We start from the raw sequence: 24,267 nt of genomic DNA on the forward strand, positions 1-24,267 counted from the left end.
ACGCCCGCGTGAAACGATGCTTCCTTCACAGGCAATCGAGCCGATGCCGCGAACAGTGAAGTGCCGCGATCGACACGGTGACAGCCGTCCGCCGACTGCTTAGTAAAGTGTGACGCCTCGAAGGGGCGGTCTTGTCCGTAGCGTCCTGCACAAGCGTCAGCCGCCCATGATCCAGCGCCCCCTCCGCATCGGCACCCGCGGCAGCCCGATGGCTCTCGCGCAGACCGGCATGGTCCGCGACAAGATCGTCGCGGCCAATCCGGGACTCGAGGCGGAACTCGTGGTGGTCAACACGGTGGCCGATCGCATCCTGGACAGGCCACTCTCGGAAATCGGCGGCAAGGGGCTCTTCACGAAGGAACTCGAACAAGCGCTCTTCGCCGACGTGGTCGACGTGGCCGTGCATTCGATGAAGGACGTCGAGACCTGGCTACCGGAAGGGCTGGTCATCTCCTGCATCCTGGAGCGTGACGATCCGCGCGACGCCTTCCTGTCCACGCAAGCGGAGGGCTTCGCCGGCCTTGCCGCAGGTGCGCGTGTCGGCACGTCGTCGCTGCGCCGGGCCGCTCAGGTGCTGATGCGTCGTCCGGATCTGCGCATCGTGCCCATGCGCGGCAACGCCAACACCCGGATGCGCAAGCTGGAGGAGGGGACCTGCGAAGCGACCCTCCTCGCTCTCTGCGGCCTCGAACGCCTCGGGATGGCCGACATGGCCAGGAGTGTTCTCGCGGTGGACGAGATGCTTCCCGCCGTCGCGCAAGGGGCTCTCGGCATCGAATGCCGGGAAGCGGATTCCGATATTCGGGCCCTGCTGGCCCCACTCGAATCCGCCCTCTCCACCTCCGAACTCGCCGCCGAGCGCGGACTTCTGGCAGAACTCGACGGGTCGTGCCGCACGCCCATCGCGGCCCTGGCGCGGATCAGCGGCGACGTGCTGACCCTCGACGGCTTGTTGTTCCTCCCCGACGGCAGTGCGCATTGGGCCGTCCATCGCTCAGGGCCGGTGTCGGAAGCCGCCCGGATCGGTCAGGATGCCGGCGCGGAACTGAAGCGCATGGCGGGCGACACCTACGCGCGACATCTGCAGTAACCGGCTCAGCGCAAACGAAGCTACGGACCCTGTCGGGCGCGGCATCGTCGCGACTTGCGGACGTGAGAGGAATGGTTAAGCGCTGATCAGGTATCTTCTGTGTGTTGTCATACGTTCTTCGGACCGGGAACACCGATGCACGATGCCTCCCCCGACCTGTCGATCCGCCAGCCTGTGCTGATCCACCTCGATGTGGATACGCCGGATGACGTGGCGATCACGATCGAACACAGCAGGGATACGGCCCTCATCGCGGCGCTTCGAGCAAAAGTCGAAGCGCAGACAATTGTCATCAACGAGCAGGCTCTTTCCCTCGCGCATAGCCGCAAGATCTTCGAACGCGCCTCGGCTGCCGCCAGGATCGGCGTCTGGGAATGCCGCCTCGAAGACGAGACCCTGACTTGGACGGATACCGTCTACAGGATCTTCGACTTGCCGACAGGCTCGGCGGTGGATCGAAAGACCACGCTCGCCTGCTACAGCCAGGAATCGCGGACGCGGCTCGATGAATTGCGAAGTCGCGCGATCGCCGAGCGCAACGGTTTCACCCTCGACGCCGAGATCGTGACGGTGATGGGCAACCGGCGCTGGATTCGATTGACCGCGACGGTCGAATGCGAGGATGGCATTCCGGTCCGCATTTTCGGCATGAAGCAGGACATCACCGAGGAGAAGCTCCTCTCGGACCGGACCCGCTATCTTGCGGAATTCGACACGCTGACGGGCCTGCCCAACCGCAGCGTTTTCCATGCCCGGCTTGCTCGCATGGGCAGGATGGGCGCTCTTCTGCTGATCGACCTCGACGGTTTCAAGCAGGTCAACGATACCCATGGCCATACGGCGGGCGACGCCTGTCTCGCCGAAGTGGGGCGCCGCCTCGAGGAGACCTGCCGTCACACCGAGTTCGTCGCCCGTATCGGAGGCGACGAGTTCGGAATCGTCGTGGACGCTCCCATCGACGACAGTGGCCTCGCCATCCTGGCAAAGCGGATCATCGGCTGCTTGAGGCAGCCTATCGTCTGGGGACAGCAGACCTTCGCGATCGGTGCCTCCGTCGGGATCGCGACGATGTCGTCATCGACGTCCGTGGATGTCTTCGCCCAGGCAGACTCGGCGCTCTATGCCGCCAAGGCGGCAGGCCGCGGGACGTTCCGTGTGGCACCGCGGGCAGAATGACGGCGACCGCTTCAGGCCGGGGCGTGGTGCGAATTCTGGGGTGAGGGCAGGCCGCGCTCGGTCGCCATCATACGGGCGAGGGCGACGATCTCGCGGATCTGGAACGGCTTGCGGACCGAGAGGCTCCCCCGCAACGGCTTGCGGTCGAAATGAGCATTCGTCGATGCATAGATGACCGGCCGGTCGGGATGAAGTTCACGAAATGCATCGGCCACCATCCATCCGTCGATCATTCCCGGAAGATTGATGTCGGTCAGCAACCAATCCACAGCACCGCCGCCAGTCCTGAGTAGGGTGAGGGCAGCTTCGCCGCTGGAAGCAGCGACCACCGCCAAACCAGCGCGCTCGCACTGGGTGGTCAGCATAGCCAGCAGGAGGAAGTTATCCTCCACGATCAGAACTCTCGGTGCGACACTCATGCCAGCCATCAACTCTTCATGCACTTCCGAAAGAGTGCTTTAATGGTTAAGCTTCCATCAACGGTAGCATCGAATTGGAAAGTCCGTTCTCGTGGACATGCGATCGTCCGACCATCCAGCTGAGACGAACGAGGCGCTGGCGGAACAGATTCCGGCCGTGGAGAGATCGGCTGTCGGCAGCGGCGGGGCCTTGATCTGCGATGAGGCCATGCTCGCCGAGATCGAAGACCTTCTCGGACGCGACCACCTGATGCAGCTTCTCTCCCTGCTCAAGTCCGAGATCGGCGGCCGTTTCCGGAGCGGAAACGACGACCGGATTGCTCTCGGACACGATGCTCATGCGCTGCTGGCGTCGAGCGGGTCTCTCGGCTTCCTCGATCTTTCGCAACGCTGTTCCATGATCGAGCGAGCCTGCATGGACGGCGCGGACATCACCATCCCGATGCACGATGCAAGGGTCGCAGCCGAACGCGCCCTGGTGGCGATTGCCGCTCTCGAGGCACGCGGCTGAAGGCCGTCGCTGTCCCGGCCGAGGTGCAACCGGAACCAATCCGTTGCGTCTATGACACACAGAGCGGACGAGCGGAGCAGAGCCGTGATCTGTCGCGTGCTTGCCGCATTTGAGGCGCGACACAGGCCATCGCGAATGGAGCGAGGCCATCCGGTGGGTTGAGGTGCCGGGCGACACATCCCGCGACTGGAAATCGGCCTTTGAAACGTCCCGTCAAGGTTGACGGAACCTTCGCTTAACCCGCTCGACCTACAACGATCGCATCACCGAACGACCCCGCGGGGACGCTCCGGGACCCGACGCCCCGCCCGAGGAGACCAAGACCATGTCCATGACCGCGCGCTTTCGCGTGTTTCCGCTCGCGGCGGCCCTGTGTGCCGCGCTCAGCGTCGCAGCTTGCACCAACGACAAGGACCTCGCCGACGCCTCCGGGTTCGCCGGCGGCGCCAATACGCCGGGCAGCGCGCAGGACTTCGTCGTCAATATCGGCGACCGCGTCTTCTTCGAATCGGATTCCACCGACCTGACGCCGACCGCCACGGCAACCCTCGACAAGCAGGCCCAGTGGCTGCAGCGCTATCCCCGCTACACCTTCCTGGTCGAAGGCCATGCCGACGAGCGCGGCACCCGCGAGTACAATTTCTCGCTGGGCGAGCGTCGCGCGCAATCGGTCAAGGACTACCTGTCGTCGCGTGGCCTCGCCGCCGGACGGATGCGGACGGTCTCCTACGGCAAGGAGCGCCCGGTCGCCGTCTGCAACGACATTTCCTGCTGGTCCCAGAACCGCCGCGCCGTGACCGTTCTCGATCGAGGCGCGGGCTCCTAACGGCGCGCGCCGGTCGCCGCGGCCGCGGCCCCAATTTTGCCGCGTGCCGGCGCATCTGCTATCGGCGGTCCGCCGTCGATGCGACCGCATCCTCGTTCGATCCGACCACAGGTGCCGTTTCCCATGCTCCGCCGCCTGCTTTTCGCGTCCACGTTCCTCGCGGCTCTCCTTCCGCTCGCCGCCATCACCCCGGCGGGGGCGCAGGACGCCTCGGAATTCGTCGTTCGCCTGAACCGCGTCGAGAACCAGTCGCGCCAGATGGCGGGACAGATCGAGACGCTCCAGTACGAAAACCGCCAACTCAAGGAACAGCTTCGCAAGTTCCAGGAGGATGTCGAGTACCGGCTTCAGGAAGGCAAGGGCGGCGGCGGAAAACCGGCCGCGTCTCCGTCCGGCACCAATCCGGGCCAGGCCAAGCCGCAGAAGCGCAGCGACGCTTTCGACCCGGATCAGAATCCCGGACGTTCCGGCGGGTCGATGCAACTCGGCACAACCCTGCCATCCGCCGCCATCGCCGCCGCTCCGCCATCGCGGGCACCAAGCGTGCCGCCGACCGTGGTCGAGGCCGATGACGAAGAGCCGGGCCTGTCGCCTCCGGGCATCGGCGGCCCCGTCGACCTGACTCCGCCCTCGCGCGTACCCACGACGGGCGCCCTGCCGAGCGCCTCGCGACCGATGACCAGCGTCGCGGCGACGACGACGGGTGATGCGCGCGCCGATTACGAGACGGCCTACGGCTTTATCGCCGACCGCCATTACGAGCAGGCCGAGATGAGCCTGCGCCAGTTCATCCAATCGCATCCGAGAGATGCTCAGGTGCCGTCGGCGACCTATTGGCTGGGCGAGAGCTACCTCCAGCGCAACCGCAACCGCGAGGCGGCCGAGCAGTTCCTGAAGGTCTCCACCGATTATGCCCGTTCGCCCCAGGCGCCGGATGCCATGCTGAAGCTCGGCGTCTCGCTGAACGCGCTGGGCGCTCGCGAACAGGCCTGTGCGACCCTCGCAGAGCTGGAGCGCAAGTTTCCCTCCGCCTCGGCCGGCATCCGCCAGAGCGTGGTCCGCGAGCAGAAGCGCGCGCGCTGCGCCGCTTGAGCGCGGAGCAGACGAACGAAGATCGGGACACGCCGCTCGCTGCCGCGCTGCGCCCCTACCTGAGCTCTTGCCGCCTGCTCATCGCCGTTTCCGGCGGCCCGGATTCCACAGCGTTGATGCACGTGGCGGCCCGGCTTGGCGCGGCGCATTCCGTCCATGTGGCGACCGTCGATCACGGCCTGCGTCCTGAAAGCACCGTAGAAGCGCGGAACGTCGGCCTCGCTGCTCGATCACTCGGATTGAACCACCACACCCTCACCTGGGAAGGCGACAAGCCGAGCCGTGGCATCCAGGCAGCGGCAAGGAACGCCCGCTATACGCTCCTTGCCGACTGCGCATCGCGGATCGGTGCCGATACCATTCTCACCGGCCACACCGCCGACGACCAGGCCGAGACCGTCCTGATGCGGCTCTTCGCCGGAAGCGGTCCGGCAGGCCTCGCCGGCATGCGACGCGACCGAACGCTCGCACCGGGCCTGCGCCTGGCGAGACCATTCCTCCATATCCCCAAGTCGGACCTCGTCGCCTATTGCGCCGCCCATGGGCTGACGCCGATCCGCGACCCGTCGAATATCGATGAACGTTTCGCCCGCGCCCGGTTGCGGCGCCTGATCCCCGACCTCGAAAACGAGGGCCTCGATCGGGAGCGCCTCTGCCGCCTCGCCGCGCGCATGACCCGAGACGAAGAGGCTTTGCTCATGGCCGCATCGGGCGCCTACGCGGCGAGCCGGGTGTCCGCCGATGCGGTTTCCCTCGATGCGGGAGCATTGGTCGTTCTCCCGGACGCCATCCTGCTGCGGGTTGTCGATCTCGCCCTGTGCGAGGCCGGGGGAGGGGGGACCCGGCGCCTCGAACGCCTGGAACGGCTGGTGTTCGAAGGCCTGCGTCCGGCACTCGGCACGGGCACTCCGTTCCGGCGAACGCTCCGCGACATCCTCGTCGATCTGACGGCGGACGGCGTCCTGTCTTTCAAAAGGGCTCCGGCGCGACGGCCGCCATCTTAGGGCCGCGCTCACCTTTCCCTCGACAGGCTTGCCGCAGGCTGGCCCGATTTACTTGGCAAGGGCGCAGGCACTGCCTACATTGCCGACATGCATCCGAGTGATCCGCCCCTCAACGCGCGGGACCGGACGCCCCCAGGGATTGATCGATGAACCCGAACTTCCGCAACTTCGCCTTGTGGGTCGTCATCTTCCTGCTCGTGCTCGCGCTCGTGACCCTGTTCCAGAACCCGGGACATCGCGGCGGCGGCAGCGAGATCGCTTACAGCCAGCTGTTGAACGACGCCGATTCCGGCAAGATCCAGACGGTGACGATCTCGGGGCAGGACGTGAGCGGCACTTACGTCGGCGGTGGCAACTTCACATCCTACGCTCCCAACGACCCGAGCCTGGTCTCGAAGCTGCAGAGCAAGGGCGTGCAGATCACGGCGCGTCCGCCGTCTGACAACACCCCCTGGTTCATCCAGTTGCTCGTCAGCTGGCTGCCCATCCTCGTCTTCATCGGCGCATGGATCTTCCTCAGCCGCCAGATGCAATCGGGGGCCGGCCGCGCCATGGGCTTCGGCAAGTCGAAGGCCAAGCTCCTCACCGAGGCCTCGGGCCGCGTGAGCTTCGACGATGTCGCCGGCGTCGAGGAGGCCAAGGAAGACCTTCAGGAGATCGTCGAGTTCCTGCGCGATCCGCAGAAGTTCCAGCGCCTCGGTGGTCGCATCCCGCGCGGCGTGCTTCTCGTCGGCCCCCCCGGCACGGGTAAGACCCTCATTGCTAGGGCCGTGGCCGGCGAAGCCAACGTGCCGTTCTTCACCATCTCCGGTTCGGACTTCGTCGAGATGTTCGTCGGCGTTGGCGCTTCGCGCGTCCGCGACATGTTCGAGCAGGCCAAGAAGAACGCCCCCTGCATCATCTTCATCGACGAGATCGACGCGGTCGGTCGCCATCGTGGTGCCGGCCTCGGCGGCGGCAATGACGAACGCGAGCAGACGCTCAACCAGCTGCTGGTCGAGATGGACGGGTTCGAGGCCAACGAGGGCGTGATCATCATCGCGGCCACCAACCGTCCCGACGTGCTCGACCCCGCTTTGCTGCGTCCGGGCCGGTTCGATCGCCAGATCATGGTGCCGAATCCCGACGTCGTCGGCCGCGAGCGCATCCTGCGCGTCCACGTCCGCAAGGTGCCCCTGGCGCCGGATGTCGATCTTAAGGTCATCGCCCGCGGCACCCCGGGCTTCTCCGGCGCCGATCTGATGAACCTCGTCAACGAATCCGCCTTGCTCGCCGCCCGCCGTGGCAAGCGCATCGTGACGATGCACGAGTTCGAGGACGCTAAGGACAAGGTGATGATGGGCGCCGAGCGGCGGACCCTGGTCATGACCGAGGACGAGAAGCGCCTGACCGCCTACCACGAGGGTGGCCACGCCATCGTCGCCTTCAACGTGCCGGCCACCGATCCCGTCCACAAGGCGACGATCATCCCGCGCGGCCGCGCGCTCGGCATGGTCATGCAGCTGCCCGAGCGCGACAAGCTGTCCATGAGCTTCGAGCAGATGACCTCCCGTCTCGCCATCATGATGGGCGGTCGCATCGCCGAGGAGATGACCTTCGGCGCCGACAAGGTGACGTCGGGTGCCCAGTCGGACATCGAGCAGGCGACGCGCCTCGCCCGCATGATGGTGACCCGGTGGGGCTTCAGCCCCGAGCTCGGCACCGTGGCCTACGGCGAGAACAACGACGAGGTCTTCCTCGGCATGTCCATGGGCCGTCAGCAGACGGTGTCCGAAGCAACGGCCCAGAAGATCGACGCCGAGGTTCGCCGCCTCGTCGAGACCGGTCTCGAGGAAGCCCGCCGCATCCTCGGCGAGCACAAGGACGATCTCGAGGCCCTGGCCCAGGGGCTGCTCGAATACGAGACGCTCTCGGGCGACGAGATCAAGAACCTCATCGCTGGCAAGCCGCCCATCCGCGATGCGGGCGACGGACCGACCCCGATCCGCGGCTCTTCCGTCCCGTCCGCTGGCCGTGGCCGGCCGCGGGACAGCGAGGGCGGGCTGGAGCCTCAGCCGCAGGCCTGAGGCCGGGGCGCCATCGAGACGATAACAAAGCGGCGAGGGAGACCTCGCCGCTTTTCTTTTGATTGCCAAACAAGGGTTTGGGCGCCATCGCGGATCGAATGACTGGCGCGGTGCGAGTCGTCCGATCCACGCGCGACTTCAGGGCGGCGACCATCGATGCACGAAGTGGCGCAGGGTGCGATCGGCGAGTTGACCAACCCTGAGCGGCGCTTGGTCGAAGCCTGCCGCGCCGGTGAGATCCTGAGGCTCGGCCCCGAGGAGACCGTTCGCGCGGGCGTCATTCGGGCGCTTGTCTGTGCCGAGCGGATGGATTGGCCCGTTGCCCCGGAAGGAGTGCGACTGGTCGGCGGGCACGTGGAAGGCCTTCTCGCCTGCGCCGACCGCGAAGTCGTTCGGCCGCTCTGGATCGACGAAGCCGAGATCCCGGACGGTCTGGACTTCACCAACAGCCATACGCGGACATTGTCCTTCGAGAAGAGCCGCATCGGCAACGGCCTGCGCGCGCAGGGTGTGACCATCGCCGGTCCGCTCTTCATTCCGCACGCGACCATCACCGGCACCTGCGATCTCAGCGGAGCCTCCATCGCCAGTACCGTCACGGCAGAAGGCGCCGTGTTCGACCATCCGACCGGTGACGCCATCAATGCCCAGCGCAGTTCCATGGCGGGATTGTTCCTCAACCACGCGACGGTGAGGGGAGGGTGCCGGTTTCTCGGCGCGACCATTCGCGGGCAGTTCGTCGCCGTGGGCGCGGTCTTCGACAATCCCGACGGCGACGCCATCGATGTGCAGGACATCACCGTGGCCGGGATGTTCTTGGACGGCGCCAGGATCCACGGCGTCTGTCACCTCGTCAGCGCCCATATCGCGGCGCAGTTCGCCGCCGAGGGAGCGACGTTCCACAACCCGAACGGGACCGCCATCAACGCCCAGGGCAGCCGCATCGGAAGCGTCATCCTGCGCAGCGGATTGGGACAGGGCGATGCCCCTATTCCCGGCATCGTCGCGGGCAGCCTGAACTTCAGTCGCGCCACGGTGGAGCATCATTTCGAGATCAGCGGCGCGACCCTCGTCGGCGGTCCGTTCGGTGCGCTCGACGCGCGCGGCATCGAGACGAAGGGGCGGTTCATCATCGGACGCGGCGCTCACATCACCGGTGCGATCCTGCTCTCGGGTGTCGAGATCCGCGGTTCTCTCGACCTCTCCGGGAGCCAGCTGCAATCGAGCGCGCTCGGCGAGGAGGCGCTCGGGACCGAAAAGCCGCATGGAGGAATGAGCATCGAGGAGGATCCGCTCCGTTTCCTGGCCCTCGATCTCAGTGAGTCCGAGATTTCCCAGCTGATCATGCCGGACGCCGCCGACATCCGCTATCCGGGTTGTGGTCGCCCTCGCGGCATCGTCGACCTGTCTCGACTGAAGGTCGGGACCTATGTCGATTTCGCCTCCGCCTGGCCCGTTCCGGCGTCCCTTTACCGCCGAGCCTGTCCGGGCCGGTTCCGCGACGCGAAGAACCGCGACGCCGATCACCTCGTCCTCGACGGGTTCGAGTACCAGCACCTCGACAACCCAGATGGGGACGCCACGCCCGCGGTGCCGACGCATACGGCTCGCCAGCGCTGGCTGCGCGGGCAATCCTGCGACGACCTGTTCACCCGGCTACGTCCGCAACCATGGCGACATCTCGCCAAGGTCCTGGCGAGTCAGGGCTACGAGGAAGACGCCCATCGCATCGCCATCGCCCGCCGCGTGGCCGAGCGTCACGTACGCGAGACCACGACATTCATGCGCTGCGTCAGCTGGCTCCTGCACGTGCTCGCCGATTATGGCTTCAACCCGTGGAAGGCGGTGGCCTGGTCGGTCGTGGTCATCGTGGTCTGGGCCGCCGTGTATACCGGAGCGGCCTACGAATCCTGCAAGATGGGGCCGCGGCTCTGCCAGGAAGGCGAAATCTTCGTCCGAACGGCAGCGGCCGATTTCGTGCCCGGCGTGACCAGCGCGGAGGAAGCAAAGGAAAAGCTCGTCAATCTCTACCCGGCCTTCGATCCGCTGGCCTACTCGTTCGATACGTTCATGCCACTCTTCGACGCGGGAACCGATCGGTTCTGGCGGGTGAACACGGCGACGTGGCAGGGAATAGCGCTGTATTACTTCAGCATCGCCGAGCAGATCGAGGGTGCCGTCCTCGTCTCGCTGATCATCACCGGGTTCACCGGCCTCCTGACACGCGACGAGGCCTGATACCGGCCACCATTCGTTTGCCATGCTTCGATACCATTCAGCGACCGCCACCGGCTATGATGGGCCGTCACGATCGGGAATGAAGCACGTGCGCAAGTATTTCGGAACGGACGGGATCAGGGGCCGCGCCAACGGGGTGATCACGCCGGAGCTCGCCCTCAAGGTGGGGCAGGCGGCGGGATTGGTGTTCCAGCGCGGCGACCACCGTCACCGCGTGGTGATCGGCAAGGACACCCGTTTGTCCGGCTACATGATTGAGACGGCCCTGGTTGCCGGTTTCACCTCCGTGGGTATGGACGTGATGTTGCTCGGTCCAATGCCGACGCCGGCGGTGGCCATGCTCACCCCGTCCATGCGCGCCGATCTCGGCGTGATGATCTCGGCCTCGCACAACCCGTTCGAGGATAACGGCATCAAGCTGTTCGGGCCCGACGGGTTCAAGCTCAACGACGAGGTCGAGCGCGAGATCGAGGCGCTGATCGACGGCGAGCTGCATAAGAGGCTCGCGGGATCGCGCGATCTCGGCCGCGCCAAGCGGATCGAGAGCGTGCATGCCCGCTACATCGAATTCGCCAAACGCACGCTTCCGCGCAACGTCACCCTCGACGGCCTGCGGGTGGTGGTCGATTGCGCCAACGGCGCGGCCTACCGCGTGGCGCCGGAGACCCTGTGGGAGCTCGGAGCCGAGGTGATCGCCATCGGCGTCGAGCCGGACGGCTTCAACATCAACCACGATGTCGGCTCGACGGCGCCTGCGGCCCTCTCCGCAAAGGTGCGGGAATTGCGGGCCGATATCGGCATTGCCCTCGACGGCGACGCCGACCGCGTGCTCATCGTCGACGAGAAAGGCCAGTCGGTCGATGGCGACCAGCTGATGGCCGTCGTGGCGCGGTCCTGGAAGGATGACGACCGGCTGACCCAGCCCGGCATCGTCGCGACGATCATGTCCAACCTCGGCCTCGAACGCTTCCTCGAAGGGATCGGCCTCGGCCTCGCCCGCACCGCGGTGGGGGACCGCTACGTCCTCGAGCATATGCGCGAGCACGGCTACAATCTCGGTGGCGAGCAGTCCGGGCACATCATCATGTCGGACTACGCCACCACCGGGGACGGCCTCGTGGCGGCGCTTCAGCTTCTCAGCGTGGTCAAGCGCAGCGAGAAGCCGGTGAGCGAGGTCTGCCACTGCTTCGACCCGCTGCCGCAGATCCTCAAGAACGTCCGCTACCGCTCCGGCACGCCGCTCCAGCAGGATGCGGTCGTCACCGCCATCGCCCATGGCCGCGAGCGGCTCGGGAATACCGGCCGCGTCGTCATCCGTCCCTCAGGGACCGAACCGGTGATTCGCGTCATGGCGGAAGGCGACGACCGCGGCCTCGTCACGGAAGTCGTCGACGACATCGTGGATGCCGTCACCAAGGCCGCAGCCTAGACCATCGCCTCGGATATCGTATCCGAGGCGAGGCTTGAACGCGCCGATCCGCATCAGCTTTTCGCGCTGACGCTCTTCTGCTGCAATGCCATGGGAGCGAGACATCGCCATGCGGCGAGGAGGGCGCTCCTGAGCGTGTCCTCGTCCGCCTCTTCGAGCGACAGGCTCGTCCATCCGCGTCGGCCCCAGGCGCCGGAAACAGGCTCGAACAAATCCGGCTCCGCCTCGACGACAAGTGCCTGATGCTCGGCCGGGAACTTCAGGACGACGCGCTCCTCGTCGACCCAAAGGGTAGCGAAGATCCGGCCTCCGATCCGGAAATCCGGATGGCCCATATGGGCGCCTTCCTCCACGGCCGGCAGCATCATTGCCAAGGTACGCACATCGTCCGGGCGCATCGATCCGCCACTTCCTTGTATTGCGAGCGCGAGATGGCGGCGGCACCGAGGTCGGAGAGATCCCGTAAGATACGGCAAGATCTCGGCTCGCACATCATTCAGCAAGGCTAACATTTAACGTTAAGCCCGATTTAACTCCTTCGGTACATCTTCGATCCGTCATCCCGGCCGGTCTTCTCTCGCGCCCGGCGAACGATCGAGTGAAGGACCCATTATGCGCCGCTCCAAGCTTTCCGCCTTGGCGCGCTCGATCACGCTCCTTGCGAGCGTGGGAGCGCCATGCCTCGCGCAGGCCGCCGACCTGCTGCCGTCCCTGCCGCCCGAACCATTGCCCCCGCCGGTCGAGATCGGTGGCGGCTGGTACCTGCGCGGCGATGTGGGCGTCGGCGCCCTCGACCTGCGCAAGACCATCGCGCAGGACGTGTCCCAGCCGCCTGCCGCCTACAAATACACCACGCTTCAGGATTATGTCGGCGATCAGGCCTTCGTCGGCGCCGGTGTCGGTTACCAGTTCAACCCCTGGCTCCGGTTCGATATCACCGGCGAGTACCGCACCCAGACGGATTGGACCTTCACAGCCCAGGACACCACCTTCCGGCCGAACGGCACCGGCTATAACCGCACCACCGGCAAGTTCGCTTCCATCGTCGGCCTCGCCAACGGCTATGTCGATCTCGGCACCTGGTACGGCGTGACCCCGTTCGTCGGCGCCGGCGTCGGCTTCGCCCACCACATGTTCGGCAATGTCACCGACCAGGGCTACGGCGATTATCAGGGCGGCTTCGGCAAGGCACCCGACAGGGACAAGACCGGCTTCGCCTGGGCGGCCCATGCCGGCCTCGGCTATTCCGTCACGCCGAACCTGAAGCTCGAACTCGCCTACCGCTATCTCAACATGGGTTCGGCGCAGACCGGAAATGTCGCCTGCCTGCCGACCTGCAATCTTCAGACGACCTACCACGTCAAGGATCTCACCTCCCACGACGTCAAGATCGGCATGCGCTGGCTACTCGGCGGCGTGGAAGCTCCGATGGTCGACTACCAGCCGATGCCGGGCCCGATCGTTCGCAAGTACTGATCGTTTCGCACACTCGGTTCGAAGCAACGGCGCGGATCTCGATCTGCGCCGTTTTCGTTCGTGCCAAAGCGATGAGAACCGTTTCGACAACCGAACGCTATCGTCAGGGCAAGTCGCAAAGTTACTGCGCAACCGTGATGTCCTGGAGACGACGGAAGCGCCGTTAGGGTTAAGGCGATCATAACCTTTGAAATTCATGATGTTGCTAGTCGAGCCCCTGCCGGAATGCATCCACACCATGCGTTCTTGGCGGACGCCTCTTTGAGGATCATGATGATCGCGCCCCGCACGAACCGTTCCGCAGCCGTCGCTGCGCTTCTCGCCGGGTTGGCGATCGGCACCTCGGCACCGGTCTTCGCCGCAGACCTGCCGCCGCCGCCTCCGCCCCCTCCGGCACCCGCCCCCGTGCAGATCGGCAGCGGCTGGTACCTGCGTGCGGACTTCACCGAGAGCTATTACGATCACCCTAAGGACTCGACCCTGCCCGATCCGAATGATCCGGGCATGCCGCCGTTGGTGCGCCTGCGGTTGAGCCACGAAGCAGGTTATGGCGGCGGCGTCGGCTACCGCTTCAACAACTGGCTTCGCATGGACGCCACCATCGATCAGCGCGGACCGAGCCGGTTCAGCACCTACTCGTCGCGCTCGAACTTCGTCACCGGCTACAACATCGAGGCCGGCAAGCTCGACGTGCTGACCGGGCTCGTCAACGTCTACGCCGATCTCGGCACCTGGTGGGGCCTGACGCCCTATATCGGCGCGGGCATCGGTGTCGCGGACAAGAGCTTCCGCAGCGCCTACACGCAGACCACCTGCATCATTCCCGCTTGCGACGGCTCGCCCGGTGCAGGCCCGCGTACGGCCGCAGCGCGTCGCAATGGATCCGTCACGTCGTTGGCCTGGGCCCTCACCGGCGGTGTCTCCTACGAAATCGGTGCGGGCTTCGCCCTCGATGCGAGCTATCGCTACGTCAATCTCGGCCGCGCCAAGACCGGCCTCGACGATTACGGCTACGGCACGCGCCTGAAGGATCTCTCGGCCAACGAGATGCGTGTCGGCCTGCGCTACAGCTTCGCCGGTGGCACGAGCTCCTACGGGGCAGGGGGCTATGGCGGCGCAAATCCCTACGAATAGGAATTTGACCCGAACCACCCAGACGCCGTTCTGATAGAAGGTCGATGCCACTGGAGGCTTAGCCTCGGTCTTCGTCGGCACCATTGAATAAGCAAAGCCCGCCGGCCAGTGCCGAGCGGGCTTTCTCTTGTCACCCGACATCCTGAATATCGGACTTCAAAGCCTTTCAGGCCGAGCGCAACGGACTATTAAGGTTACTCAAGTAGTAAGGATGCAAGGTTCGGAAAGAACAGTCGGGCTGCGGCCCTGAGGACGACCTCGATGCGTACCGCGACACTCGCACTCCTCACCAGCGTGACCATCGGCTGGTTCTCGACGGCTCAAGCTGCGGATCTCGATTACGGAGTCCTGCGCGGCCCCGATTATGAGCCGGTCTCCGCTGAGATCGACTGGAACGGGTTCTATTTCGGCGCTCATGCCGGCTACACGTCAGCGTCTCTGAACCAAGAAAAGGCGTTCAAGAACGTACTCGCGGACAATTTCCGCGTACGGGATATCGAAAGCCAATTTGGCGTTTCATCGTTCCTTGTTATGCCGTCGGCACGGGTGGATGGGACAAGCTTTGGCGGCTTTGCGGGATACAACTATCAGTTCGATGAGGTTGTTATAGGCGTTGAAGTTGACTATACGCGCTTCGATAAAGCAGGAACGTCAACGAATGAGATATCGCGCCAACTGACAACCAGCGCAGGAATGTCAGAGGTCGTAAGATTATACGGCGACTCGACCACCAAAATCGAAGATTATGGAACGATCAGGGCACGCGGCGGCTGGGTGATCGGTAATTTTCTGCCATTCGTCACTGGCGGTATCGCGATCGGCCGTGCAGTCGTGAACGATCAAGCACTCGTGCAAAATTACGGTTATGACGCAAAAACGTACTCTGCCAACCAGTCATCGACATCGGGGTCGGCACTAGCGGTGTACAACCACGGATATAAAACGTTCAATCCAAACTACCCGGAAGTCAACTCGTCACCGTCAGGACAACGGCAAACAACGCCACTTCCTGCAGTCGCATTGACAAAAGGTCCATCCGTCAAAACCGTTGCAGGCGTTACGCTTGGCGGCGGCCTTGAATATGCATTGACGCAGAACATTATCCTGCGCGGCGAATATCAGTATGTCCTCTTTGACGACTTCGGCGGCCATACCGTAAACTTGAACACTGTGCGCGGTGGCGCGGCCGTGAAATTCTGAGCATCGAGCGAGGCAGGCGCGTTAAGCGCTTCCTCGTATCTCTGGGGTTATCCTCCCGGATGTCGGGTCAGATGGCCCGCCACGCCGTCGGGACGACAGATCATGCTCCGCCTTGCCCTCGCCGCCGGCGCCGTCGCGCTGAGCTTCGTCTCCGTCCCGGATGCCGTGGCGGACGGCCATCACCAGCGCTACCATGCCGGGTATCATCGCGGCCCGCATGTTCACGCCCATCGCCACCGCGCGATGTTGCCGCCGCACATCCCCTATCGCGATCCGAGCTTCCGGCCGGTCCGGCACGCGGCGGTGCACGGCTATGGCCCGCCGGTCCTTCAGGGACCCGTCCAGCCGCGCAATCTCGGCGCGCCGATCTATAACGAACCGCCGCCGCGCTTCACGCCCTACTGATCCGATCATCAGCTTTCGAGCTCGCTGTCCCAGTACAGGTAGTCGAGCCAGCTATGATGGTATTCGCGGTGGTCGAATTCCGGCTGACGTCGATGCAACTCGTAGCGGGACGGACGGTGCGGCTCATGCAGGAGCGGCATCTCGGCCTCGGCCGGAGTGCGGTTCGCCTTGCGCAGATTGCACGGTGAGCAGGCGGCGACGACATTCTCCCAGCTCGACAATCCGCCGCGCGAGCGTGGGATCACATGGTCGAAGGTCAGCCCGCCCGAGGGCATCCGCAGGCCGCAATACTGGCAGGAAAAGGTGTCGCGCAGGTAGATGTTGTAGCGGGTGAAGGCCGGGCTGCGCGCCAGCGTGACGTAATTCTTGAGGGCGACCACGCTCGGAACCCGTAAGGCCCGGCTCGGCGAGCGCGCCTCGACATCGTAGCTGGCCACCAGCGTGACCCGGTCGAGGAAGAGGGCGGTGAAGGCGTCCTTCCAGGACCACAAGGACAGCGGATTATAGGAGAGCGGCCGGTAATCCGCGTTCAGGACGAGCGTTTGGAGATCCAGCATGGTGCTACTCTCTTGACGGGTCGACAGGGGGACGACACGACGCGTCGGGATGCGGCGTCGTCCCCGGATGATGAAAGATCGGTGGTCCCGGAAGCTGTGTCTTCGGTGACGGCGCGCGGATGGAGCGACCGGAATGAGGTCGCCGAGGCAGCGCGCGATGCGAAGAATGCCGGTGCTCGGACGAGATCGACCGGCCTGGGCTTAGCCAAAAGCGGTCGCATCGGGCGGGAACGCCCGGTTCGTGGCGAGGCACATCGACGTGGACGGCCAACGCCACCTCCTCGTGTCGATACGAAAAGGCCCTGTCCATCACCGCTTAGTCTAATATCAGCGTGACATGCTTGTGAAGGTTGTTCGGCGGATCCGCGACGTCGCGGCCCACAAACTTTCGTGCGGGTAGCGGCGATCGGAGCTCGGCGGCACCCTTTCGCCCCATTGATAGGCCATCCGGCACCTCGATTTTCGACCCGATCCAGTGCGTGTGCGGCGCCTGCGGTTGCGATCCGATCATGGTACCCGGTTCAAGCCGGCGACGTGATCCGGCCCCGATTGGCCTGCTTCGCGCAGGGAGGGTCTCGGCAATGCGCATCGGCGAATGCCATGCGGCGCTGCCTATGAAGGGAATGACATGACACTGGGTTTCTCGAAGGGCAGAATGCGACATGCAGCGCTCCTTGCCGCGTGGATGGGTGCGTCCCTTCTGAACCCCATCATGGTGGTGGCTCAGACCGCGCCGGCCACTCCTGCTCAGACCGACCCGGCCAAGCCGGCGCCCGGCGGCGCGGCACCGCCCGCCGCGACGGCGCCGGCTCCGGTCGCAAAGCCGCCAGCGCCGAAACCCGCGGTCTCCGAAGCGATCCAGAACGTCCGCAACCGGCTCGACGAGGCCAAGGCCAATCTCGACGAGCGCGAAAAGCTGCTCGCGGGTCGCAACGTCGATTCCGCCAACCTGCTCAAGGCGCGGGACGGGCTCGACGGTATCGCCGACCGTATCCGGCAGATCATCGACGCGACGACCCCGCGGCTCGACGCAGCCCGAGAGCGCCTGACGCAACTCGGTCCGAAGCCGAAGGAGGGCGAAGAAGGCGAGGACGTCGCCAAGGAACGGGCCGAGCGCGAGCACGCGGTGGCCGAGATCGACGAGACCCAGCGCCTGGCGAAATCGCTGCTGGTTCAAAGCGATCAGATCATCGACCAGATCACGAACAAGCGTCGTGCCGCCTTCACCCGCGGCCTGTTCGAGCGCTCGTCGGCACTGGTAAGTCCCGACCTGTGGATGCGCATCGCCGACGACGTTCCGCGCGACGTCCGTGCCCTGCAGGCCGCCGTCAGCGACATCGCCGCACTGTTCACCCGAAACGGCTCGATCTGGAATCTTCTCCTGCTCGGCATCGCGCTGGGGATCTCGGTCGCGCTGTATTTCGGACGCCGCAACATCGCCCCCCGCCTCGGGCGCCGCAGCCAGAGCGTGGTCGACCCGTCTCAGCGCATGAAGCTGATGGCCGCCTGGCGCGTCTTCCTCCTCGGCACGGTGCCGGCGGTGGTGGGAAGCTATGCCGTTTATTATGCCCTCGACGCCACGGACCTGCTGCCGCAGCGTCTCATGCCGGTCGCCGGCGCCATCCTCGCCGGCCTTGCCTTCATCGCCTTCGTCGAGGCCCTGTGCGATGCGCTGCTATCGCCCGAGAAGCCGTCCTGGCGTCCCGCTCCGGTGGGTGATTCCACAGCCTCCCGCCTCACCCGGCTCGCCGTGGGCATCGCCACGGTGATCACGGTGGTGAAATCCATCGAAGCGCTGAATTCCGGCATCTATGCCGCCCTGTCGATCTCGATCGCCACCCGCGGCATCGGCGCGCTCGCGACCATCCTCATCCTCGCCATCGGCCTGCATCGCTTCGCCGACACGGCGGACAAGGAAGAGGCCTGTTTCGGCCCCTACGTGGCGCCGGAATCGACCACCACGATCGGCGGACCGGCCCGGCTCCTCGGATGGGCCGCCGTCATCGTCATCGGTGTCGCGCCGCTGATCGGCTATGTCGCCTTTGCCGCCTTCCTCATCGACCAGCTGGTCTGGACGGCGTGCCTGATCGTGCTCCTCTACCTTCTCATCTCGAGCGCCGACACGTTCATCGGCGGCACGCTGAAGGACGAGACGCGCTTCGCCACCGCGCTCCAGGCCAATACCGGCCTGCGCAAGCGCTCGATCAACCAGATCGCCGTGCTCTCCACCGGCATCGCCAGAGTGTTGCTGATCCTGGTGGCGGCCCTGCTGGCGCTGGCGCCCTGGGGTCTCGATTCCACCGACGTATTCACATCGGTGCGCAGCGCGTTCTTCGGCTTCAAGGTCGGAGACGTGACGATCTCGCTCTCCACCATCGCCTACGCGGTGGGACTTCTGGTCATCGGCGTCGTCATCACCCGCGCGGTGCAGCGCTGGCTGGAACAGACCTACCTGCCGGCCACCGATCTCGATGCGGGCCTGCGCAACTCCATCTCCACCATCACCGGCTATTGCGGCTTCCTCATCGCCCTCGCACTCGCCTTCTCCTATCTCGGCCTGAGCCTCGAAAAGCTGACCATCGTCGCCGGCGCGCTCTCCGTCGGTATCGGTTTCGGCCTGCAATCCATCGTCAACAACTTCGTCTCCGGACTTCTGCTGCTCTGGGAGCGTCCGATCCGCGTCGGCGATCAGGTGCTCATCGGCGACAGCGAGGGCATCGTGAAGCGCATCTCGGTACGCTCCACCGAGATCCAGACCTTCGACCGTTCGGCGGTGATCGTTCCGAACTCAAACCTGATCTCCGGCATCGTGAAGAACCGGGTCAGGGGCGACCGCACCGGCCGGGTCACCATCACCGTCAACGTCCTGCGCAACCAGGATCCGGTGCGTGCGGCCGAGATGCTGGTCGCCTGCGCCGCGGCTCATCCGGACGTGCTGAAGGAGCCGGCGCCGCGGGTCGTGTTCCGCAAGATCGGCGATCCCTTCCTCGAATTCGAGCTGATCGCGATGATCGTCGACGTCAGCATGGGGCTCAAGGTCACGAGCGACCTGAACTTTTCGGTGTTTCAAGCCTTGTCCGGCGCAGGGTTCATTCCGGCTCTCGGGCCCGGATCGAGCGTCGTCACCGTCCAGGGCCTGGAGCCGGTCCAGAATGCACTCGGCCAGATTGCCGGCGCCTTCGCACAGACCCGGAACCAGGATCGTCCGGTGCAAGGCGCGGTTGTCGAAGACGGGGAAGGTGCCCCTTCCGCGAACGAGGAGGCCGAGCCGATCCGATCGGCAACGCCTCGTGAACCGAACCGGCGTAGGAGCCCTGCGGAGGTGTCGTAGACCGGCACGATGAACGAAGAGCGCGAGGCGGCAACGATGACGGTGGGATTTCGGGCGATCGGGCTCGCTCTTCTGAGTGGGGCGCTGCTGTCCGGCTGTGCCACCGATGCGCCGACGACGGGGACGCTCCCCATGTACTGGCCGATGACGACCGCCGGCGCACTGGTCGATTCGGCCACCGCGCGCGACATGATCTCGGCCTATCGTGCGCGGACCGGCGGAGCGGCGCTGCGGATCGATCCCGAATTGCAGCGCCTCGCCGAAGCCGAGGCCGCCGCGATGGCTGCCGCCGACAAGCCGAGCCAGGCCCAGACGGTGAAGGTCGCGGTCCAGCGCCTCGGCTATGCCGGTGCACAGGCCAACCTCTCGGCCGGCTACCACACCTTCGCGGAAGCCTTCTCGGGCTGGCGCGACAGCCCGGCCCACAATGCCGTCATGCTCACCCCTGGCGCCACCCGGATGGGCATCGCCACGGCCTACGCACCGAACTCGAAATACAAGGTGTATTGGGCTCTGCTCGTCGCCGAGTGAGCCGGCCTCAGGGAAGCTTCATCGAGCGCGGTGTCGGGGCCTGTTCGTTCATCAGCGTCACCGTCACCCGCCGGTTCGACGACAGGTAGGGGTTGTCGGGGAACATCGGCTCCGTATCCGCCTTGCCCGAAACGGAGGCGAAGCGGTCGTCGGGCACGCCAGCGCTGGCAAGGATCTCACGAACGCTGATCGCGCGGTTGGCGGAGAGTTCCCAGGGCGGGGCAGGGGGCCGCGCTCCGGGCCTGTCAGTCGCGGTGTAGCCGGTCACCGCAATCCGGTTTGGCATCTTGCGGATGACGGGAGCGAGCTTCTCGAGCAGGCGCCGGGTGCGGTCGTTCGGGCGGCTCGATCCATCCGGGAACATCGTGCTGCCGTCCTGGTCGATCAGCGAGACGTCGACGCCCTTCTGTGTCGGCGAGACGATGATGTTCTTCGACAGTTCCGCGATCTCGGGCATGTCCTGCATCGCCTGGCGCAGGCTCGCGGCGGCGAGGCCGAAGGCGTCGGGGTAACCGCTGTCGGGATTCCCGTCATCCGACGTCGCTTCGGGATTGGGCGGGTTCGGCCGGTCGGTGGCCTGCTCCGGCGGGATGTCGCGCCGGTTCTTGATGTGGCCCGGAGCCGGGAGGCCGTCCTTCTCGATGATACCGGAGAAACGCGATTCCCTGTTGACGCCGAAAGCGTCGCGCATGGAACCGGCCACCGCCTGCATCTTCTTCTGATCCTGGGTGGAATAGGCCGCGATCATCACGAAGAAGCTCATGAGCAGGGCCATGAGATCGGCAAAGGTCACGAACCAGCCGTGACCGCCATGGCCTCCACGCTTCTTCCTGGCCACGGTCCGTACCTCCCGCCCGTCAGGCCGCTTCCGCCGCGAGCTCGTCGCGATGGTTGTGCGGCAGGTAGGCGATCAGCATCTCGCGCACGAGCGACGAGCTCTTGGAATCGCGGATGAGGAGAATGCCGTCGATGATGAGCGAGCGCGAGACGTCCTCCTCCTCGAGCTTCACGTGAAGCTTGTCGGCCAGGGGCAGGGCGATCATGTTGGAGATCAAAGCGCCATAGAGGGTCGCGAGCAGCGCGGTCGCCATGGCGGGGCCGAGCTTCGAGGGATCCGACATGTTGGCGAACATGGTCACCATGCCGAGGATGGTGCCGATCATGCCCCAGGCCGGAGCGCAGTCTCCGAAGGCGCGATAGATCTTCGAGCCCTCGTCGAGATGCATCAGGAAGTTGTCGCGGTCGCGCTCCATCGTGTCGCGGATGAATTCGCGATCGTAGCCGTCGGCGATGTATCGTGCGCCCTGAGCCAGGAACGGGTCGGAAATCTCCATGCTCTCCAGCGCCATCGGGCCGGATTTGCGCACCACGTCGGCGATCTTGGTGATTTCCTCGATGAGTTCGCGCGGCCGGATCGCCCTCATGGTGAAGGCGTAGCGCATGCCCATGGGCAGACCGTGCATCATGGTGGCGAACGGAAAGCGGATCATCGTCGCCGCGGTCGAGCCGCCGAAGATGACGATGACCGCGTGCTTGTCGAAGAAGGCGGCGAAGTTGCCGCCGTCGATCATGATCAGCGTGAAGACGACGCCGAAGCCGCCGACGAGCCCGATACCGGTTGCGAGATCCATGGTGAACCCTGGTCAGCCTCCCGGCACCACGGAATCGGCCCGTGCGGAAAGCGACCCGTCCAGCCTTAGGCAGACGCGCTAAACGAACCGTAAAGGATAACGCCCCGCCCGGCTCATTCCTGTCATTCGCCGTTCAGGGTGGCTTTGCAATAAGCCGATCACGCCAAAGGATTTCTGGATTCCCGCGAATGGGAGCCGGGTCCGAGGCGAAGGGTCTAGGGCGAAGGTTCCGGCAAAAGGAACCGCGCCGGGGTTGGCATCGGAGCATACGTCATTATGCCGTTGGTTCGTCTCTATGCGCGCGTCATGGGTCTTCTGGGTGCCGATCGGCGTCTGGCGGTACTGCTCGCTCTCGCCAATGTGGCGCTTGCGGTCGCAGCTTTCGCCGAGCCGCTCCTCATGGGCCGCATCATCGATCAGTTGACGCACCTCAACAGCAACGGCAACGCCTTCTCGACGCTGGCGCCGCTCATCGGCGCATGGGTCGCCTTCGGTCTGTTCACGATCGCCGCCGGTGTCACCATCGCGCTGCATGCCGATCGGCTGGCCCATCGCAACCGCCTCACCTCCATGGCGAACTACTTCGAGCACGTTCTCGAATTGCCCCTGGCGTTCCATTCGTCGAACCATTCCGGCCGCGTTCTCAAGGCGATGCTGGAAGGCTCGAACGGCATGTTCTGGCTCTGGCTGGGCTTCTTCCGCGATCATTTCGTCGCCGTCGTCTCGCTGGCCGTGCTCCTGCCGATGACCCTGTTCGTGAACTGGCAGCTCGGCTCGATCCTCGTCGTGCTGGTGACGATGTTCACCGCGCTCACCACCTTCGTCATGCGCCGCACCGAGATGCTGCAGGGTCGGGTCGAGGCCTATCAGTCCGGTCTCGCCGCCCACGCTTCGGACGCTCTCGGCAACGTCGCGGTCATCCAATCCTTCACCCGCGCCAAGGCGGAGAAGGAAGCGATGCACGGCATCATCCGCAACCTGCTCGCAGCCCAGATCCCGGTCCTGTCGTGGTGGGCGCTCGCCAACGTCGCGACCCGCGCCGCCGCGACCCTGACCATGACGGCGATCTTCATCACCGGCATCGCCCTGCATCAGCACGGCATGGCCTCGATCGGCGAAGTCGTGGCCTTCATGAGCCTCGCCACCATGCTCGTCGCCCGCCTCGATCAGGTTGCCACCTGCATCAACGGCCTGTTCCAGCAGATGCCCAAGATCGCCGAGTATTTCGAGATCCTCGACACCACCCCGGCCGTGCACGATCGTCCGGGCGCCAAGCAGGTTGCGCGTTTCGAGGGCGAGGTCTCGTTCGATCAGGTCGGCTTCTCCTACACCCCGCGCCGCAAGGCGGTGGAAAGCGTGTCCTTCACGGCGGAAGCCGGGCAGACCATCGCCCTCGTCGGCACCACAGGTTCGGGCAAGTCGACCACCCTGGGTCTGCTGCACCGTGCCTTCGACCCCGATACCGGCGCGATCCGCATCGACGGCACCGATATCCGTGACATCGGCCTCTCGTCGCTGCGCCACAACATCGGCGTGGTCTTTCAGGAGCCGATGCTGTTCGCCCGCTCGATCCGCGAGAATCTCCAGGTCGGTCGTCCCGACGCCACCGATGCCGAGATGCTCGACGCCCTCGACCGTGCCCAGGCGACGGAGTTCATGGACCGCCAGTTCGACGGCCTCGACACGATCATCGGCGAGCGTGGCCGCTCGCTCTCCGGCGGCGAGCGCCAGCGCCTGTCGATCGCTCGCGCGCTGCTCAAGAACCCGCCGGTGCTGATCCTCGACGAGGCCACCTCGGCGCTGGACGCCACCACCGAGCGCAAGCTCCAGGGCGCACTGGAAGCCGTGATGGAAGGGCGCACGACCTTCGTCATCGCCCACCGTCTGGCGACGATCCGCAACGCCGACCGCATCCTCGTCTTCCACGAGGGCCGGATCGTCGAATCCGGAACCTTCGAGGAGCTGGTCGCCGAGAACGGTCGCTTCGCAGATCTCGCCCGGGCCCAGTTCATGGCAGGCGCGGAAGCATCGCCCCCCGATCTCGCACTGGCCGCCTGATCGAGAGAACCCCTCCTCCTTCACGGGGGAGGGATTCCGTTGAGAAGGCGAAGTCGCTCTTTCAGGATATGGCGTGCCCCTGGATTGGCGTGG

21 protein-coding genes are annotated in these 24,267 nt (G+C 65.3%); 16 read left to right on the forward strand and 5 right to left on the reverse strand.

What is annotated here, in order from left to right:
* The first annotated feature begins 166 nt into the window (after positions 1–166).
* Positions 167–1,090 (forward strand): hydroxymethylbilane synthase, encoded by a 924-nt coding sequence (hemC, locus tag A3OK_RS0102405; RefSeq protein ID WP_019903336.1) that lies wholly within the window; start codon positions 167–169, stop codon positions 1,088–1,090.
* Between the two features lie 135 nt (positions 1,091–1,225).
* Positions 1,226–2,266, forward strand: coding sequence for a diguanylate cyclase (locus A3OK_RS0102410; protein WP_019903337.1), 1,041 nt, complete (start codon positions 1,226–1,228; stop codon positions 2,264–2,266).
* An 11-nt stretch (positions 2,267–2,277) separates the two neighbouring features.
* Here A3OK_RS0102410 and A3OK_RS0102415 read toward each other — a convergent pair whose 3' ends face one another.
* A complete protein-coding gene (locus tag A3OK_RS0102415; RefSeq protein ID WP_026596853.1) occupies positions 2,278–2,685 on the reverse strand; it encodes a response regulator in 408 nt (135 codons plus the stop codon).
* A 97-nt stretch (positions 2,686–2,782) separates the two neighbouring features.
* Between A3OK_RS0102415 and A3OK_RS0102420 the strand changes: the two genes are divergently transcribed.
* The 7 genes from A3OK_RS0102420 (at position 2,783) to glmM (ending at position 11,851) form a co-directional block, all read left to right on the forward strand.
* Positions 2,783–3,196 carry a hypothetical protein gene (locus A3OK_RS0102420; protein WP_019903339.1) on the forward strand — a complete coding sequence of 138 codons (414 nt, stop codon included), beginning with the start codon at positions 2,783–2,785 and terminating at the stop codon, positions 3,194–3,196.
* 325 nt (positions 3,197–3,521) lie between these two features.
* Complete coding sequence (gene pal / locus A3OK_RS0102425) at positions 3,522–4,022, forward strand: peptidoglycan-associated lipoprotein Pal (protein WP_018043035.1); 501 nt, start codon at positions 3,522–3,524, stop codon at positions 4,020–4,022.
* Positions 4,023–4,145: 123 nt separating this feature from the next.
* Positions 4,146–5,114, forward strand: coding sequence for a tol-pal system protein YbgF (ybgF, locus tag A3OK_RS0102430; protein ID WP_019903340.1), 969 nt, complete (start codon positions 4,146–4,148; stop codon positions 5,112–5,114).
* Complete coding sequence (gene tilS, locus A3OK_RS0102435) at positions 5,111–6,118, forward strand: tRNA lysidine(34) synthetase TilS (protein WP_019903341.1); 1,008 nt, start codon at positions 5,111–5,113, stop codon at positions 6,116–6,118. The genes ybgF and tilS overlap by 4 nt, the downstream gene beginning before the upstream one ends.
* A 146-nt stretch (positions 6,119–6,264) precedes the next feature.
* A complete protein-coding gene (gene ftsH, locus A3OK_RS0102440) occupies positions 6,265–8,184 on the forward strand; it encodes an ATP-dependent zinc metalloprotease FtsH (protein ID WP_019903342.1) in 1,920 nt (639 codons plus the stop codon).
* A 156-nt stretch (positions 8,185–8,340) separates the two neighbouring features.
* A complete protein-coding gene (locus A3OK_RS0102445; protein WP_019903343.1) occupies positions 8,341–10,422 on the forward strand; it encodes a hypothetical protein in 2,082 nt (693 codons plus the stop codon).
* Positions 10,423–10,510: 88 nt separating this feature from the next.
* Entirely contained in the window at positions 10,511–11,851 is a 1,341-nt protein-coding gene (glmM, locus tag A3OK_RS0102450) for a phosphoglucosamine mutase (protein WP_026596854.1), read from the forward strand.
* A 53-nt stretch (positions 11,852–11,904) separates the two neighbouring features.
* Here the strand turns inward: glmM and A3OK_RS0102455 are convergent, their stop codons facing one another.
* Positions 11,905–12,249, reverse strand: a complete 345-nt coding sequence (locus A3OK_RS0102455) for an MmcQ/YjbR family DNA-binding protein (protein WP_026596855.1) — start codon at positions 12,247–12,249, stop codon at positions 11,905–11,907.
* 214 nt (positions 12,250–12,463) lie between these two features.
* On the opposite strand from A3OK_RS0102455, the gene A3OK_RS0102460 reads away from it, so the two are divergent.
* The 4 genes from A3OK_RS0102460 to A3OK_RS0102475 all read left to right on the forward strand — a co-directional run bounded on the left by A3OK_RS0102460 (position 12,464) and on the right by A3OK_RS0102475 (position 16,066).
* The gene (locus A3OK_RS0102460; protein WP_019903346.1) at positions 12,464–13,327 is read left to right on the forward strand and encodes an outer membrane beta-barrel protein; all 864 of its coding nucleotides are present in this window, start codon (positions 12,464–12,466) and stop codon (positions 13,325–13,327) included.
* 270 nt (positions 13,328–13,597) lie between these two features.
* Positions 13,598–14,461: an outer membrane beta-barrel protein gene (locus tag A3OK_RS0102465; RefSeq protein WP_155911925.1), complete on the forward strand. Its 864-nt coding sequence runs from the start codon at positions 13,598–13,600 to the stop codon at positions 14,459–14,461.
* A 261-nt stretch (positions 14,462–14,722) separates the two neighbouring features.
* The gene (locus A3OK_RS23430; protein WP_081631145.1) at positions 14,723–15,661 is read left to right on the forward strand and encodes an outer membrane beta-barrel protein; all 939 of its coding nucleotides are present in this window, start codon (positions 14,723–14,725) and stop codon (positions 15,659–15,661) included.
* Positions 15,662–15,763: 102 nt separating this feature from the next.
* Positions 15,764–16,066 carry a hypothetical protein gene (locus A3OK_RS0102475; RefSeq protein ID WP_019903349.1) on the forward strand — a complete coding sequence of 101 codons (303 nt, stop codon included), beginning with the start codon at positions 15,764–15,766 and terminating at the stop codon, positions 16,064–16,066.
* An 8-nt stretch (positions 16,067–16,074) separates the two neighbouring features.
* On the opposite strand, the gene A3OK_RS0102480 is transcribed toward A3OK_RS0102475, so the two are convergent.
* On the reverse strand, positions 16,075–16,623 hold the full coding sequence (locus A3OK_RS0102480) for an HNH endonuclease (protein WP_019903350.1): 549 nt from the start codon (positions 16,621–16,623) through the stop codon (positions 16,075–16,077).
* Positions 16,624–17,278: 655 nt separating this feature from the next.
* Between A3OK_RS0102480 and A3OK_RS0102485 the strand changes: the two genes are divergently transcribed.
* Together A3OK_RS0102485 and A3OK_RS0102490 are read left to right on the forward strand one after the other, a co-directional pair.
* A complete protein-coding gene (locus A3OK_RS0102485) occupies positions 17,279–19,954 on the forward strand; it encodes a DUF3772 domain-containing protein (RefSeq protein ID WP_245259291.1) in 2,676 nt (891 codons plus the stop codon).
* Between the two features lie 9 nt (positions 19,955–19,963).
* Positions 19,964–20,485 carry a CAP domain-containing protein gene (locus tag A3OK_RS0102490; RefSeq protein WP_019903352.1) on the forward strand — a complete coding sequence of 174 codons (522 nt, stop codon included), beginning with the start codon at positions 19,964–19,966 and terminating at the stop codon, positions 20,483–20,485.
* Positions 20,486–20,492: 7 nt separating this feature from the next.
* On the opposite strand, the gene A3OK_RS0102495 is transcribed toward A3OK_RS0102490, so the two are convergent.
* The gene (locus A3OK_RS0102495) at positions 20,493–21,323 is read right to left on the reverse strand and encodes a flagellar motor protein MotB (RefSeq protein ID WP_019903353.1); all 831 of its coding nucleotides are present in this window, start codon (positions 21,321–21,323) and stop codon (positions 20,493–20,495) included.
* A gap of 19 nt (positions 21,324–21,342) precedes the next feature.
* Positions 21,343–22,116 (reverse strand): MotA/TolQ/ExbB proton channel family protein, encoded by a 774-nt coding sequence (locus tag A3OK_RS0102500; RefSeq protein ID WP_019903354.1) that lies wholly within the window; start codon positions 22,114–22,116, stop codon positions 21,343–21,345.
* Positions 22,117–22,392: 276 nt separating this feature from the next.
* Between A3OK_RS0102500 and A3OK_RS0102505 the strand changes: the two genes are divergently transcribed.
* Complete coding sequence (locus tag A3OK_RS0102505; protein ID WP_019903355.1) at positions 22,393–24,174, forward strand: glucan ABC transporter ATP-binding protein/ permease; 1,782 nt, start codon at positions 22,393–22,395, stop codon at positions 24,172–24,174.
* Positions 24,175–24,267 lie beyond the last annotated feature (93 nt).

Origin of the sequence: Methylobacterium sp. 77, from assembly GCF_000372825.1 — a bacterium.
GTDB lineage: Bacteria > Pseudomonadota > Alphaproteobacteria > Rhizobiales > Beijerinckiaceae > Methylobacterium.

Coding starts and splice junctions, on each gene's coding strand:
- hemC (WP_019903336.1), top strand. CDS start 167: ATGATCCAGCGCCCCCTCCGCATCGGCACCCGCGGCAGCCCGATGGCT.
- A3OK_RS0102410 (WP_019903337.1), top strand. CDS start 1,226: ATGCACGATGCCTCCCCCGACCTGTCGATCCGCCAGCCTGTGCTGATC.
- A3OK_RS0102415 (WP_026596853.1), bottom strand. CDS start 2,685: ATGAGTGTCGCACCGAGAGTTCTGATCGTGGAGGATAACTTCCTCCTG.
- A3OK_RS0102420 (WP_019903339.1), top strand. CDS start 2,783: ATGCGATCGTCCGACCATCCAGCTGAGACGAACGAGGCGCTGGCGGAA.
- pal (WP_018043035.1), top strand. CDS start 3,522: ATGTCCATGACCGCGCGCTTTCGCGTGTTTCCGCTCGCGGCGGCCCTG.
- ybgF (WP_019903340.1), top strand. CDS start 4,146: ATGCTCCGCCGCCTGCTTTTCGCGTCCACGTTCCTCGCGGCTCTCCTT.
- ftsH (WP_019903342.1), top strand. CDS start 6,265: ATGAACCCGAACTTCCGCAACTTCGCCTTGTGGGTCGTCATCTTCCTG.
- A3OK_RS0102445 (WP_019903343.1), top strand. CDS start 8,341: ATGCACGAAGTGGCGCAGGGTGCGATCGGCGAGTTGACCAACCCTGAG.
- A3OK_RS0102455 (WP_026596855.1), bottom strand. CDS start 12,249: ATGCGCCCGGACGATGTGCGTACCTTGGCAATGATGCTGCCGGCCGTG.
- A3OK_RS0102460 (WP_019903346.1), top strand. CDS start 12,464: ATGCGCCGCTCCAAGCTTTCCGCCTTGGCGCGCTCGATCACGCTCCTT.
- A3OK_RS0102465 (WP_155911925.1), top strand. CDS start 13,598: ATGATGATCGCGCCCCGCACGAACCGTTCCGCAGCCGTCGCTGCGCTT.
- A3OK_RS23430 (WP_081631145.1), top strand. CDS start 14,723: ATGCGTACCGCGACACTCGCACTCCTCACCAGCGTGACCATCGGCTGG.
- A3OK_RS0102475 (WP_019903349.1), top strand. CDS start 15,764: ATGCTCCGCCTTGCCCTCGCCGCCGGCGCCGTCGCGCTGAGCTTCGTC.
- A3OK_RS0102480 (WP_019903350.1), bottom strand. CDS start 16,623: ATGCTGGATCTCCAAACGCTCGTCCTGAACGCGGATTACCGGCCGCTC.
- A3OK_RS0102485 (WP_245259291.1), top strand. CDS start 17,279: ATGCGACATGCAGCGCTCCTTGCCGCGTGGATGGGTGCGTCCCTTCTG.
- A3OK_RS0102490 (WP_019903352.1), top strand. CDS start 19,964: ATGAACGAAGAGCGCGAGGCGGCAACGATGACGGTGGGATTTCGGGCG.
- A3OK_RS0102500 (WP_019903354.1), bottom strand. CDS start 22,116: ATGGATCTCGCAACCGGTATCGGGCTCGTCGGCGGCTTCGGCGTCGTC.
- A3OK_RS0102505 (WP_019903355.1), top strand. CDS start 22,393: ATGCCGTTGGTTCGTCTCTATGCGCGCGTCATGGGTCTTCTGGGTGCC.